The sequence below is a fragment of the Sapientia aquatica genome, from assembly GCF_004358105.1.
GTDB classification, from domain to species: domain Bacteria; phylum Pseudomonadota; class Gammaproteobacteria; order Burkholderiales; family Burkholderiaceae_D; genus Solimicrobium; species Solimicrobium aquaticum.
The window spans coordinates 493240-506923 of sequence record NZ_SMYL01000002.1 but is presented as its reverse complement, the minus strand read 5'-3'; the positions used below and the strand labels follow the sequence as shown (position 1 = coordinate 506923).

The window sequence follows — 13684 nt, the reverse complement described above, 5'->3', positions numbered from 1 at the left end:
CAAAATACGTTAGAAGAAAAACGACAAGCCAGCCGTCGCCGCGCGGTATTCCAACGAGCGGTTATCGGCCACGAACGCGGTATAAATCGAATAGTCGGCGCGCAACACAAAGCGGTCGGTGATGTAATAACGCACGCCAAAGGTCGCATCAGCCAATTTGGAATTGGTCGCTATCGCACCTACTAGGCTTTGATTGGGGAAGTTTTTGAACTTGCCTAAGCCTATGCCAAAAAACGGTGAAATCCGCTGATCGGACCAAGGTTCAGAAATCAGATTAACGTGCCAAAACTCCGTGCCGGAAAACACGCCCTGAACTTGGCCTGCCGTGGCTTCCACGCTGAGCGTTTCAGCAAAACGGTAGCTAGTCCAGATTTTGAGCATCGGTTCTTTTTTGAACTCACCATAGGCCGCGCCGAGTTGTACTTTGCGGTTTAAAAAGTCATTCAATAACACATCACGGAATGGCGTTTTCTCGCCCGACGCAAGCAGCGTTGTTTCTAATTGAGCGCGCGTTACCCAGCCTTCCTTACCTTCTTCGGTGCGTACCTTAAACCAGTCGGTATGGCGCAATTCAATCCAAACGCCCTGTCCGCGTGGCACGACAAAAAATATTGGAAAGCCGCGTCCCGGGCCGGTGTGCAATTCGATGTAAGGGTCGGTGACTTGCAAGCGATCCGCGACATTTAACTTAACTTTGGGCGCTTCTAGATCGTCGGTGGTACTTGGCTCAGCGGCTACGGCGTTGACCGCAGCCTCGTTGGCCGGCTCATCGGCCAGTGCGTGGCGCGCAGGCAGTGCGATGGTAAGCATCACTGCAGCGCTGAGCAAGATGCGAGAAAGTAGAACGCGAAAAATCAAGGTGTCTTTTGTCATTGTTGTGCTGGCCATTATTGTGTGTTGCACGTTCCCTGCATTGGGTCAGCTGGCGTGAACATGTTGTACGCCGCAGTACTAAATTCATCTTGCCCAATAGGAACAGGATTATTAATCCAATAGGTCATTAATACAATGTGCGGATCCGTGTCGTTAGCAAAAATTAATCCGCCACCGTGCAAAATGCCACGCAATAAAGGCTTATTCAATAAACGGCTTTGCAATGGCGTGCCAAGAACCACTTCGCCTTGCGCCGAATAGAAATTTTTATACATATCGGTTAATCGAATCGACGCTGGCGTATTGCTAGCATCGGCCAGATTAATCGTGGCCGCAGCAGGGACAATCCTAAAAGCGCCGCCCGCGCCAGTGGCATCGGCATGGCAGCCCGATGCGGCGCAGCTATTGATAGAACTGCCGCCTTGGACGCTTTGAATTTGTTCTAAGAAGATCGGATTAATACAACGCTGAAAATAGGCGAACGATAGTTTTTGGGTCGAGGTCACGCCGCTGTTGACCACAGTCGGCGGATTGCCCAACGCACTCGAACCACCGCCACAACCCGACAACGAACCAGCACCCAGCGCTAGCAATGCAGCAAGTCCAACAAATTCAACCCGTACAGAATTCAACCACTTCATTTACATCCTCCGGCAATCCAGTTAGCAATCGTGTTGTAGTTAGCGCTACCCACTGGCAAGACTGCGGTCGTAACACCAACTGCACCCGGCGGATGAGGAATCGTCGATGGTTTGCTCAATAAATAATTGGACGCTGGAACGCAGGTATTGGTAATCATCGTCAGCGTTACGTTGTAGTCACCCATTGGATCGCCAGTGAGCACGAAGCGGTTGCTGCGGAACGAGGTTCCCGGCGCCACACCCGTGGCGGTGCTGCCAATTGCTTGATGACAGGCCGACGCGCAGGTCGATTTAATGATCGGATACACCTGAGCGACAAACGAGGCTTGGTCCAAACCATTGACCGTGCGGATGGTGCTACCGGCGGCGAATGGATTGTTGTAGTACTTGCTACCGGTATCAATCCATTCAGCGATCAAGCGTTTTTCGGCCGCGTTCAATAAGGTTGAGTGGTCTGGCGCGGTGGCAGGTGGATTAGGCCACGCCAATTGTGCAGCAGCGCTCGACATCAGGCTTTGACCGGACATGATTTCAATCAGGCGACTCTTACGCGCCAAACCAAGCGCTTCACCTTCGCTGGCTGCTGTATCGACTAAGGCATCAGCGCGAGCAATGACCAACACGCCTTCCTCGATCTTCGTTTGCGGCTGACCGGCAGCATTTAATAGTGGAACGCCGATCATCAATTGGTCATAGGAAGCTAAACGTCCGCTACCACCGATGGTTGCACCGAGGTCGATCTTGCTAGTATTGGTGTGGCAGTTGGTACAGGTATTGACGCCATTGACTCCGCGTGGCAAGGACCACAAAGGTTGAATGTGGTCAGGATAGTTAATGATCCCATTGGCTGGCGGCAGCGTCGCCAAATCATTGGTTGCTGGCGTATTACCAACATATTTAACCGCCACCGATGGACGCGCCACCACGCCAGATTTGCTGGTGTCAGCCCAAATATCTTGATAAACCGGATCGCTACCCAAGACTAAGGCAGTTGGATCCATCCGTGCGCGGGTATCGGCCATGGTTTCGCCAGACTGATGCGCTGTCTGCATTTTCGGCAACCATGCACTTGGAACACTGTTGACCACGGAGCCAGAATTAATCGCGCCGCCGCGACGCGGGCTGTGGCAACCGTCGCACGTGCGGTGCTCACCCGGACGCACTTGAATCCAGTTGGTATGCGTTTGGAAAGCGCGGCCCTGCGCATCAACCACCGCCAAACCGATCGGCGTATCAGCCGGTACGGTTAATTTGAACGAACCGTCGGATTCAATCGGCGCGTAACCTAAAATCTGCTGCATCTCAAATTCTGTCTCACCGATAGCGGTGCGCATGCCGGTGACATTGGTCGGCGGCGCTACTGCTCGCACAGCTCGGATGAATAAGGCTGGCGCGCAGCCATAGGCTTGCTTCGCTGGGTCTTTAATATTCAACAAATCTGCCACCGATGAACGTGTATCCAACTTATCGGCAGGTGTAGTTTGAGCAATCGCCGTGGTGCATCCTGGATTTAAATCGACGCCAGTAAGAACCGGAGTTCCCATGCGGCCTAATTCATCGGTGTCGTAGACACTACGCACATCCAACAAACCCAAGCCTTGCTGCGCTAACGCGGCATCTGGGCTAGTTGGCGACGTCACATTGGGTTGGGTACGCGCCATCAAGGCAACAGGATGGGTGTACATATAACCCGCAGGTGGCGTTGCCACTGGCAGGAAAGTCTGCTGAGTTGGGTCCAGCATATAGATGGCATACGAAGGTGGCACATCTGCTTGGAGCGGGTCAGCTTGAATATCGGTGTTCAAGCGATTGGTGTTCGATAAGCGCGCAATTTGGTCGGCGGTCAATGTGGCGCAGGAGACGACTAAGCCTTGGTTATGTACTTCACACGGTGCATACGAGGCTAAGATGCGGTCAGTGCCATCCCACAGCGGATACGGAGTCGTAACGCGACCATATTGTGACAAACCGCGCTCGTAGTTCAACGTTTGCTGGGTCAATTGCTGCTGACCGCCAGTGGCCGGAACCGACGGACTGATCGGTGAATTTTGATCGGAATAATTCGCCACATCGATCATCATTAACGCCCCACCTTCAACGGTACGCGACAAAGGCATCAAATCCGACGTGATCGAACCTGCATGCTTACCTGCTGGGTCCATGTCGCGCGGATGCAAGAAACTATTCCCGTCGCTGTGCGGGCCGTAAAGCACGAACAAATTGGTACCGTCAGGATTAACGGTAAACACTTTAAAGTGGTTGCGACCACCTTGATGATCCCAACGCGAAAACATGATCACGCCATTTGGACGCACAACTGGATTGCGATCATGGCTTTGGTTGAAGGAAATCTGTTGAATATTGCTGCCATCCGCGGCCATCGTGTGCAAGTTAAACACGCGCTCACGCTCGTACTCATCCAAGGCAAAATAAGACTGTCCTAACGCTTGCGCTTTGCTCGACGAGGTTTGACGGTTGGAAGTGAACACAAAACCAGTGCCGCCTGGCAGGAAAGTCGCCTCAACATCATCCGAACTGTTTGAGCTGGTCAGGCGGCTTAATGTACCGCCGGTCAAACCGCCTTTGGTCATATCGTATTGCCACAAATTCCAACGACCGGTACATGCCGGCGCACCGGCGATAGTGGACGTATTGCTGGTCGGGCAATTGAGCGAGAAGATGATTTTTTTACCGTCGTAAGACACATCTGGCGTTGAAACGTCGCCATTGCCTTGGGTAATTTGGGCGGTAATATTGTGTTCGATTCCGCTCGGCGAAGCATCTTCCCGAATAATCAAATCACCACCCGGCGCAGTCGGTGCTCCGTTAGTTGGATTGAGTACGATGGTGTTGACTCGCTTGGCATAAGCAATCGGTACACCGCCCGAGACGATGACCGAAGCGGAATCACTCTTGCCGGTGCCGGAACTGCAGGCAGTCACTAACAATGACAGCAACAGCATGGGCATCCATGCGCGGATCAATGTGGATTGATCATTGGAATTTAATAATTTTTTCATCTTCAACTTCCCTCTGGAATCCAGTCCAGCTTTGCATTATTTAACTGAAGAATGTCGTTATGGTTTAAACACTAGGCTGAAGCAACCCCGATGAATAATGCAGTTGACCAGCCTTATCAACCACAATCGCATCTACCTCAGGATGCGCATCAACTAAGCGCAAACCCTGATCAATTCCCAACACAAACACAATCTTTGAAAACGCCTCGGTGGTTAATCCATCTTCGGCCAGCACCGTCACGCTGCGCACGCTATCGGGTGATTGACCGGTAAAAGGATTAATCAAATGGTGAAAGCGCGTGCCTTCCGCCATAAAAAATCGCTCGTAATCGCCCGAAGTAGAAATCGAGGTATTTTCTAGCGGCAGCACGGCGATAATTCCATCATCAGTGCGCGGATCACGCACCCCTATCATCCAAGGCCGTCCGCGCTTATCGCCTATCACCCGACTATCACCGCCCGCGCTTACATTGGCATGCTTGATGCCCAACTCCCGCAAAATCCGCGCCGCGTTATCAACCGCATGGCCTTTAGCAAAACCGCCTAGATCGATGCACATATTCGGCTTTACAAAGCGTACCGTTTGAGCCCGCGCATCCAATTCCATGAACTGATAGCCCACCGCCAAGCGCGCTTGCTGTAACTGCTCCGCCGTCGGTTTTATGCCTTGTCGATAATCAAACAAGCGCCCAACGGCGGCAAAAGTAATATCAAACGCCCCGCCCGATAACTCTGAAAAATACTGCGCCCGTATTAGCAAATTAAACATCTCAGCGCAAACCGCCACCGGTGCGGCTGCCGCACCCGAATTAATTTGCGACAGCTCGGATTCCGGTTTATGCGGACTCATCAATCGATTAATCCGGTGCATTTCCTGCATCACCGCTTCCATCGCCGCTTCAGCTTCTAGCCGATTGTCGCTCCACAATTCGACCGAAATCGCGGTACCCATAATCGCTTCTTCGCGCTTATACCAACCATCATTGCCACCCGACTGCGCCGCCTTTGGGGACACCGTTTGGGACGCCGTTTGACGCGCGGCAGCGTTACGAGAAAAGCCAAACATAATTCTCAACTTGGTCGGTGTACGGTTTTTAAAAACGGGAAATAAGGTGAGGCAGCTACAACAAACAGTGGCAATCCAATTTAATGCAACGCAACATTGTCAACTATTGTTGCGGAGTGTTCCATAATTCTTGCCACAGAACAAGTTATCGACACACTGATTTACAGACAATTACATTTGGAGATAACCAACTCACGGCGGCTACAAATTTGTTTTTAATATAGCTAGAACACCGCACAACAAACTGGATTTAGCTAGGTTTTTCCCTATATAACTGCCCTTTTAGTGTGCAAAAATCGGCAATCACCAAATAGAATTTTTCGTCCAAAATATTGCCATTTAACAATTTTATGCTAAGGTTTTGCCGCATCCTCGATTCCAATACCACCGTTCAAAATGCAACAACGTCAAAGCTTACGTCACCGTTTCAAGCTCGTAATTTGCTATCAAAGCTGCTAAAAACCGCAGTGCTAACTCACACGCCAACAGGAGCCGTCTATGAATACCTTTACCGCACCAGCGCTATTGAGCGCCTTATTTTTAACCCTACTCGTTAGCTATTCGCCAGCCGCTTGGTCCTACGCTGATACCGCCGCGCCAAACGACACGGTCGGCCATATCACCGGCGTTGGCGGTATATTTTTCAAAGCCAAAGACCCCAAAGCGCTGGCCGCGTGGTACCGCGATGTCTTAGGTCTGCCTATCCAAGGTTGGGGCGGAGCGATGTTGAGCTACGATGAACCCAACCATCCCAAAGCAATAATCTGGAGCGCATTCCCAGAATCGACCAAGTATTTCGCCCCATCCAACAGCGGCTTCATGATCAACTACGCCGTTGATAATTTAGAGGCTTTCCTCGCCCGCCTGAGTGCAAAAGGTGTTGCGCCGATCAAGCGCAGCGACGATGATTCCAACGGTCGCTTTGCATGGATTGTTGACCCCGAAGGCAACAAGATAGAACTGTGGGAGCCAAAGCGCGCTGCAAACCCATGACAATGGTACTGAGTCTTTTTTAAACGTCGATGACACAAATTGATGCCGTGTTATTTAACCTTGAGTGAATTTTTAGAACGATGAATTCCAATGCCGATTCTGTAGCACTAACACCCGAGCACGTTGAGATAGTCTGCGCCGATGGCGTGCGCTTATGTGGACACTTTTTTGCCGGCACAGGAAGCGCTGACCAATTGCCCGTGCTGCTCTCACCAGCGACGGGCGTGAAGCAGCAGTTTTATTTTAGGTTTGCTCAGTGGCTGGCTCAGAACGGGAACAGCGTTTTAGTATTTGATTACCGCGGAATTGGATTGTCCTTGCATGGACAATTAAAAGACTGCCAAGCAACGCTGGCCCAATGGGGTCAACAAGATCAAGTCGCTGCGATTGAATGGCTGGTACAACGAACTGGTTGCGACAACATCGTCTTGGTTGGTAACAGCGCCGGAGCGCAAATGCTGGGCTTACTGCCCAATCATCGCCGCGTCGCCAGATTGGTCGGGATTGCGTCTTCCACTGGCTGGTTTTCTGGAATGCGTACATCGTTCCAACTTAAAGCCCGCTTTGCCCTACTCTATTTCGTCCCATTGGCAATCCGATTCATGGGCTACGCGCCGACTTCGTTGTTAGGCTTAGGTGAGAATTTACCCTCTCAAGTTGCCTTGCAATGGGGACAGTGGTGCAATGCTGGTGGCTATGCGACCAATGCAAAATTCGCGCGTCCGGAAGACGACTTCCATTCGGCTATTCACATTCCAATGACATTTTTTTATGCGACCGACGATGACATCGCTAACGGTATTACGGTTGAAGACCTCGCCAGAACATTTCCAAACGCTATCAAGACGAAGATTAAAATTGAACCCGCAAAGATAGGCTTGAAAAGTATTGGTCACTTAGACTGGTTCCGCTCTGCAAATCAAGCTGTTTGGCCGACTATTGCAGGCGCGATTAATGCAACGACATAAGGAAATACCGACGACGGCGCTTGAGCCTAATGCCCAAGCGCAGCAATGACCAAATAGGACTTGCAGCCAGCAACACGCATTTAATTCTTCCCACAGATCAGATGGTTTCGGCTCAGCAAGTGCCACCTCAATAATTCTCCCGCCCTTACTGTCGACCCTTGCGATGCGCTCCTAAATAGCCCTCCTTTATTGCGGCGTCGAAAAATCTTACAAACCGTCCACCAAAATGAGCGGTATTTCACAAAATCCTTTTAAAATCAATGAACTACTTGATTGGCATGCGTATTGCTTTGTATGAAACAACAAATGAAATCTCAAATTCAATCACATAACCAAGGAGTACAGAAATGTTCAAAGCACTCGCAGGACTTATTGCAATGCTGACCGCCGTCGCGGTTCAGGCATCAACGGTTTCAATCAACTTTGATGAATTCACCACTCCGCCTGTCAATTGTTGCTACGGAAACCCAACTCAGGGAGTTCCAGTTATCTATCCTACCGTTACGATCACGGGCGGTAATAGCGGCACGATCATGGATAACACTGGATGGTCCAATATGCAAACGTCGGGCAAGAATCTTTTCGGCACGTTGGATGGACTAATCACCCTGAACTTCAATCAGCCGATTTCTGGTCTCTCATTGGATGTTATCAACGGCACCAATGCGGCTTCATTTACATTGTCTGAATACGATAATAGCCATAACCTGATCGACTCCGAAACGATGTTCCTCAATCGATACACAACAGCAGGATCCGTAGAGCGCTTCTCCTTGCTGGACTCTGGAGTGTTTAGCGCCACCATTTCAGGGAACGGGGATTTTGGCGTCGATACAATTACGTACAGTGACGTTCCAGAACCAGCAACGTTGGCGTTGCTTGGTCTTGGATTGCTCGCTTTTGCTGGACTTCGTCGCCGCGCTTGATTTAGTTTCGGCGCAACAGTGAAAAAAAAGAGCCGCTGGTGCGGCTCTTTTTTTATGCTTTTTAAATGACTCTGCTGGCAACGGCATTCAACCAAATTGTTTGGCCAATTCTGGCGCGAACTATCAACAACCCCAGTTAGCACCAACAAAAACGCCGTTAAATTATTCAGGTCCAGCACGCTATTTTTAGGCGTTCAGCATTACGCCCTGTGAATAGGTTATCGATGCGTGTCTTACACCAATTCCAGATAACGGCGCAATTCCCAATCTGTGACGGACTGATTAAAGCGTCGCACTTCCCATTGGCGTGTTTGCACAAAATGGGTCACAAATTCATCGCCCAATAAGTCACGCGCCAAGCTTGAACGATCTAGCGCTTCGGTGGCTTCGGCTAAAGTACGCGGCAAACGGGCGACATTTTCTGCGCCGACGTTGGCTCCTTCAACCGGTGCTTGGTCGAGTTCTAATTTGTGCTCAATACCGTATAAACCAGAAGCTAAAGCCGCTGCAATTGCCAGGTAAGGATTGGCGTCTGCGCCTGGGGTGCGAGTCTCTAAGCGAGTGGCGCTGGCTGAGCCAGGAATGACGCGCAAGGATGAATTGCGATTGTCGATCGCCCAAGTTGGTTTTACTGGCGCGAGATTGCCATCGACTAATCGTTTATAGCTATTAATGAATGGCGCGTACAAGGGGAATAATTGCGGCAAGCAATGCAATTGGCCGGCAATAAAATGACGCATCGTATCGCTAATGCCGTGCGGTTTGCTGTCATCGTGGAAAACGTTTTTACCATCTTTCCACAAGCTTTGGTGCATGTGTCCGCCGCAGCCGGCGTAGTCCATGGAAAACTTCGCCATAAACGTGTTGAGCAAACCATGACGGCGACCAATTTCACGTACGGCTTGCTTAAAAATGACAGCACGATCCGCCGCTTGCAGCGCATCACCATAGCGAATTGCCGCTTCAAAATTACCCGGCCCCGCTTCGGTATGCAGCGCTTCGAGCGGCACATCAATGGCGGGTAAATAATTGAACAGGTCGCGCACAAAATCGTGCTGTCCGTCGATGCGGAACGGTGAATAGTTGGTCAATCCTTGGGTCGCGGTTTCTAAATTGCGGTAGTTTTTTTCGCGCACCGATAATTCGGTTTCTTTGAGCACAAACCATTCAAACTCCATACCAACTTGTGCCGACAAGCCCAAGCTATCGGCTTTACGTAATACTTTTTTCAGCACTTGGCGCGGGCAAATCGGCAGCGGGCTACCGTCGGTTTTGGTCAGTTCGCCCAAAATCAAAAAGCGATTATCGTCCCACGGCAGTTGGCGCGCGGTGCTGGCATCTAACGCTAAGCCGACATCCGGATAGCCAGTATGAAAACCCGTAAAACTAACGTTGTCGTACAACTCATCGGCGATATCCCAACCAAACATGGCCGAAGCGATTGTGCCGCCGCCTTCGAGCATGCTGGCGACCTTAGCGCCAGAGAGATGTTTGCCGCGGCAAACGCCATCGATGTCGGTGACGGCAAAACGTGCGAAGGGTTCGTTAGCTAAGATCTCGGGCGTAAACATAGTGGTTTAAATTCTCGATAGGGTTGGGTTGCTTGGGCTGGTCAACGTTACATTCAACCAGCCTGAGATGCGACGTAGTAATTTCAGCGTAATTTTTCTAACAGTTGGTAGTACCACATGCCAACCGCTAACAAAGGATTGCCCAGCAGGTCGCCAGCAGGCACGCGGATGTGTTTGAACTTGGCGAAGGTGTCGAATTTTTGCATCACGCCGGTAATGGCATTGGCCATGATTTCGCCCATGATATGCGTGGTTGCAACGCCATGGCCAGAATAGCCTTGGCAATAATAAACGTTGTCCGACAGCTTGCCCAATTGCGGGATACGGTTGACCACGATGCCCATGATGCAGCTCCACTTAAACTCGATCGGCACATCTTTTAAGCAGGGGAAAGTACGTTCAATTGCTGGGCGTAATTCAGCGGCAATGTCGCGTGATTCTTTGCCGGAGTAATTTGCACCGCCGCCGAATAGCAAACGTTTGTCGGCAGTCAGGCGGTAGTAATCCAACACAAAACGGGTGTCGTACACCGCGACATCGTGCGGATTAATTTTTTGCACAATATGGTCAGGTAATTCGGCGGTCGTGACGATGCCACCGGTGGCGGGAAATAATTTGCCGCCTAATTGTTTTTGCTCCAGCTTGTGATAAGCGTCGCCAGCCAACAACACCGTTGCCGCGTTGATGCGTCCTTCGGCGGTAATCACGGAAGGTTTGGCACCGTGGATAATTTCGGTAACGTGAGAATTTTCAAAAATCAATGCGCCCAACGATGCCGCCGCACGCGCTTCGCCTAAGCATAAATTGAGCGGATGCACGTGCATATTGCGTTTATTGTGCAACGCACCAAAATACAGCGGCGTATCGAGCATGGCATGCACTTGCTGCTGGTCTAACAAGCTCACATCGTCGCCCATGCCACGGGCAACGGCTTCCTCATAGGTGGAACGTAATTCGTTCAGATGCGATGGCTGGAAAGCAGCATGCAAATGGCCGTGTTTTAAATCGCATTGAATACCGTATTTAGCAACACGGTTTTTAATGATTTCATGGCCGCGCCAACGCAAGTGCCAAATAAAATCCTCGGCCTCGGCACCCACCCGCTTTTGCAGTTGTTTGCGCATGGCAGCGTCGCCCGACAGGCTGCCGGTAATCTGCCCACCATTACGCCCGGAAGCGCCCCAGCCAACTTTATTGGCTTCCACCACAGCCACCTTTAGGCCGCGCTCGGCAAGCTCCACAGCGGTCGCAATACCGGTAAATCCGGCGCCAATAATCACCACATCAACACTATGCGTACCTTGCAAAGTGGGATAGGCCGATTCTTCGCCAATGGTGGCGGTATAGTAGGAGGGGGTTCTGGTAGTCATGCTGCATTTTAACTTTGGTTCTTGCAGACAATAATTTCCAAAAAATGCAAGTTCACTTGCATTTTATTGTCAGGAGCTGGTTGCAACGCCTTAACGACGCGCTGCGACGTTGAAGACAAGCACATTCTTCGATGACATGATGAGAACTAAGATAGACGTTTTAGCAGCGCAACGGGAGTTTTGATTGTTTGCCGCGTAAGTGAACTGGCGAATTGGTGTGCTAACGAGTGAGTCGAATCAATTCAAATTCAAGCTTGATTGGGTCAACCGGTTTAACAACATAACCATCGGCGCCCGCTTCGGTTAATTTACGCAGGTCATCGGTTTCGGCATAACCCGTCACCATAATGATGATCTGGTGAATGCCGGTTTGCTGTTCTTGCTTGCGGATGGCGGCCAAGACTTCTGAGCCGTTCATCACGGGCATGTTGATGTCCAACAGGATGACATCGAAATGTTCATCGCGCAGACAATCGAGCGCTTGCTGACCGTTGCTGGCAATCACGTCGGAATGCCCCAAACTAGAAAGATAGACGCTCAACGTGTGCTGCATAAGCTCGTCATCATCCACCACCAGCACATTCAGTACCGGTTCGGATAAGCGTTGCTCATCGCCGCTCATTTCAATCAACATGGGCAATCCACGAGGACACCATGTTCCCACGGATTTTTAGAGGTCGTTCAAGCAGACTAAGCAAGAATGAACTTAGAAATAATGCGCTCATTGGCAAGGTAGCTATACAGCTCGTGAGTGCACAGTTTAGATTAGACAACATGTAGTTTTAATAATTACCAGCTAGGTGGACGATAAATGGTTGCCGCAACGCGGGCAGACCTGAGTGCGGATCGGCTACCTAATGATGCAACAGCTATCTATTTATATTAGATGGATTTCTGACGATAGCAAGGCCGATGAGGGGCTTGCTCTGGATTGCTCGTCGTGGTGGCAACAAGCAAATTGCGCCCTGCCGTCACGAAGGACGTGGGCGCAATCCAAAACGCGAATTAGCTCAGATTTACTTGGTAGAAGCCGCCACATTTTTGGCCCACACTAAGGCACTTAAATGGGCTTGATTGACGTCTGCCGTAGAAATGTGCAGTGATTCGGCTAACGAGCCAGCCAGCGCGCTGTTGAGCTCACACGCTTCTGCCAGCGACAGATAAGGACCGTACAAACCTTCGCGTCCCAACAACGCTTGGGTAACTTGTTCGGGTAATTGCACCGTCGCCAAGACCCGCTCCATTGGCACGTTTAACAGCCGATCTAGCAGGGAAAACATACCGGCAACGAATAAGTTTTCGGCTTCGCCTTTTGGCAAACTGTCGATTCCCAATAATTCAGCGAAACGACCACGCACAATGGCGGTTTCCATTAAAACTGGCGAATAGCCACTGCTACTAGCTGTTGCCAACAACACCGACAACCATCGATACAGCGGGCTGTAGCCCAACAATTGCACCGCATGTTTGAGTGACTGAATTGGGGTACGCAGACCAAATCCGGCGGAATTAATATATTGCAGCAATTTATACGACAAGCCCGCATCGCGGCGCAGCACTGCTTCTAGGGCCGATAAATCGGCATTCTTTCTCACCAATTCCATCAATTGCAAAATCACCGTTTGCGCGGCATTAATACCTTTGGGTTGATTTGCTTGTTCTGGTCGCGGCGTTAAATGCAGTTTGCCTACGAAGGCATCCAATCCCAATGCAGCGCAAGCATCAAAATCCTGCCAAGTCGTGACTTGGCGCGCCACCATGCGAATTGAGGATTGTTTAAATACGGCGTACATCTTGGCTTGCGACGCAAAATCGCTGGCGCTGAGACGTACTTCGATGTGCGAAATTAACCCTAAAATTGTTTTATCTAAGCGATTAATGTCAGCGCCGCGCAGGCAAATTCCGTAACCTTGAGCACGTAATTCTTTGACCGCTTCTAAGGTCGATTCGTCTGCCAAATAAGACCGACGAATCGTCAGCACAATGTGCTCAGGTGGGAGTAACTTTAATGCGGGTGCTTTGAATAATGCCGGTGCTGTTTCCAAAAAAATCAGGCTGTCGGCCAATTGCCAACCGGTGTCTTCGTTATTGAATTGTGCCGCGACAAATTCGAGCAACGAGTTCAACTCGTCGTCGCTCAAGGCATCGGCATTTTTTTGTTGCCAGCTTAATTCATAACCAATCACTTGCTGCTTAGGATTGAGTAAGGGTTCTCTTAAAATGAAATGAGCGTCGTGCGTCATGGCTATACCGATT

General features: G+C 50.5%; 11 protein-coding genes. 3 read left to right on the top strand and 8 right to left on the bottom strand.

Going from position 1 to position 13684, the window contains the following annotated elements; translation table 11 throughout:
• Window positions 1-9: 9 nt before the first annotated feature.
• The 4 genes from E2I14_RS06320 to E2I14_RS06305 all read right to left on the bottom strand — a co-directional run bounded on the left by E2I14_RS06320 (window position 10) and on the right by E2I14_RS06305 (window position 5600).
• Complete coding sequence (locus tag E2I14_RS06320) at window positions 10-873, bottom strand: SH3 domain-containing protein (RefSeq protein ID WP_133326562.1); 864 nt, start codon at window positions 871-873, stop codon at window positions 10-12.
• Between the two features lie 14 nt (window positions 874-887).
• Entirely contained in the window at window positions 888-1514 is a 627-nt protein-coding gene (locus E2I14_RS06315) for a hypothetical protein (RefSeq protein ID WP_133326560.1), read from the bottom strand.
• Window positions 1511-4534: an HzsA-related protein gene (locus tag E2I14_RS06310; RefSeq protein WP_165967767.1), complete on the bottom strand. Its 3024-nt coding sequence runs from the start codon at window positions 4532-4534 to the stop codon at window positions 1511-1513. The genes E2I14_RS06315 and E2I14_RS06310 overlap by 4 nt, the downstream gene beginning before the upstream one ends.
• A 64-nt stretch (window positions 4535-4598) precedes the next feature.
• On the bottom strand, window positions 4599-5600 hold the full coding sequence (locus tag E2I14_RS06305; protein ID WP_133326558.1) for an FAD:protein FMN transferase: 1002 nt from the start codon (window positions 5598-5600) through the stop codon (window positions 4599-4601).
• Window positions 5601-6098: 498 nt separating this feature from the next.
• On the opposite strand from E2I14_RS06305, the gene E2I14_RS06300 reads away from it, so the two are divergent.
• The 3 genes from E2I14_RS06300 to E2I14_RS06290 all read left to right on the top strand — a co-directional run bounded on the left by E2I14_RS06300 (window position 6099) and on the right by E2I14_RS06290 (window position 8487).
• The gene (locus E2I14_RS06300; RefSeq protein WP_165967766.1) at window positions 6099-6593 is read left to right on the top strand and encodes a VOC family protein; all 495 of its coding nucleotides are present in this window, start codon (window positions 6099-6101) and stop codon (window positions 6591-6593) included.
• An 80-nt stretch (window positions 6594-6673) separates the two neighbouring features.
• Entirely contained in the window at window positions 6674-7561 is an 888-nt protein-coding gene (locus E2I14_RS06295) for an alpha/beta hydrolase family protein (protein ID WP_133326556.1), read from the top strand.
• A gap of 347 nt (window positions 7562-7908) precedes the next feature.
• Window positions 7909-8487 (top strand): PEP-CTERM sorting domain-containing protein, encoded by a 579-nt coding sequence (locus E2I14_RS06290; RefSeq protein WP_133326554.1) that lies wholly within the window; start codon window positions 7909-7911, stop codon window positions 8485-8487.
• A gap of 233 nt (window positions 8488-8720) precedes the next feature.
• On the opposite strand, the gene E2I14_RS06285 is transcribed toward E2I14_RS06290, so the two are convergent.
• The 4 genes from E2I14_RS06285 to E2I14_RS06270 form a co-directional block, all read right to left on the bottom strand.
• Window positions 8721-10058 (bottom strand): glutamine synthetase family protein, encoded by a 1338-nt coding sequence (locus E2I14_RS06285; protein WP_133326552.1) that lies wholly within the window; start codon window positions 10056-10058, stop codon window positions 8721-8723.
• A gap of 83 nt (window positions 10059-10141) precedes the next feature.
• The gene (locus E2I14_RS06280; protein ID WP_133326550.1) at window positions 10142-11428 is read right to left on the bottom strand and encodes an NAD(P)/FAD-dependent oxidoreductase; all 1287 of its coding nucleotides are present in this window, start codon (window positions 11426-11428) and stop codon (window positions 10142-10144) included.
• A gap of 220 nt (window positions 11429-11648) precedes the next feature.
• Window positions 11649-12062, bottom strand: a complete 414-nt coding sequence (locus E2I14_RS06275) for a response regulator (RefSeq protein WP_133326548.1) — start codon at window positions 12060-12062, stop codon at window positions 11649-11651.
• 382 nt (window positions 12063-12444) lie between these two features.
• Window positions 12445-13671, bottom strand: a complete 1227-nt coding sequence (locus tag E2I14_RS06270) for an EAL and HDOD domain-containing protein (protein WP_133326546.1) — start codon at window positions 13669-13671, stop codon at window positions 12445-12447.
• Window positions 13672-13684: the final 13 nt, after the last annotated feature.

Excerpts from the sequence above, each read along its gene's own strand:
- E2I14_RS06310 (WP_165967767.1), bottom strand. The coding sequence starts at position 4,534 with ATGAAAAAATTATTAAATTCCAATGATCAATCCACATTGATCCGCGCA.
- E2I14_RS06295 (WP_133326556.1), top strand. The coding sequence starts at position 6,674 with ATGAATTCCAATGCCGATTCTGTAGCACTAACACCCGAGCACGTTGAG.
- E2I14_RS06280 (WP_133326550.1), bottom strand. The coding sequence starts at position 11,428 with ATGACTACCAGAACCCCCTCCTACTATACCGCCACCATTGGCGAAGAA.
- E2I14_RS06290 (WP_133326554.1), top strand. The coding sequence starts at position 7,909 with ATGTTCAAAGCACTCGCAGGACTTATTGCAATGCTGACCGCCGTCGCG.
- E2I14_RS06270 (WP_133326546.1), bottom strand. The coding sequence starts at position 13,671 with ATGACGCACGACGCTCATTTCATTTTAAGAGAACCCTTACTCAATCCT.
- E2I14_RS06275 (WP_133326548.1), bottom strand. The coding sequence starts at position 12,062 with ATGTTGATTGAAATGAGCGGCGATGAGCAACGCTTATCCGAACCGGTA.
- E2I14_RS06305 (WP_133326558.1), bottom strand. The coding sequence starts at position 5,600 with ATGTTTGGCTTTTCTCGTAACGCTGCCGCGCGTCAAACGGCGTCCCAA.
- E2I14_RS06320 (WP_133326562.1), bottom strand. The coding sequence starts at position 873 with ATGACAAAAGACACCTTGATTTTTCGCGTTCTACTTTCTCGCATCTTG.
- E2I14_RS06300 (WP_165967766.1), top strand. The coding sequence starts at position 6,099 with ATGAATACCTTTACCGCACCAGCGCTATTGAGCGCCTTATTTTTAACC.
- E2I14_RS06285 (WP_133326552.1), bottom strand. The coding sequence starts at position 10,058 with ATGTTTACGCCCGAGATCTTAGCTAACGAACCCTTCGCACGTTTTGCC.
- E2I14_RS06315 (WP_133326560.1), bottom strand. The coding sequence starts at position 1,514 with ATGAAGTGGTTGAATTCTGTACGGGTTGAATTTGTTGGACTTGCTGCA.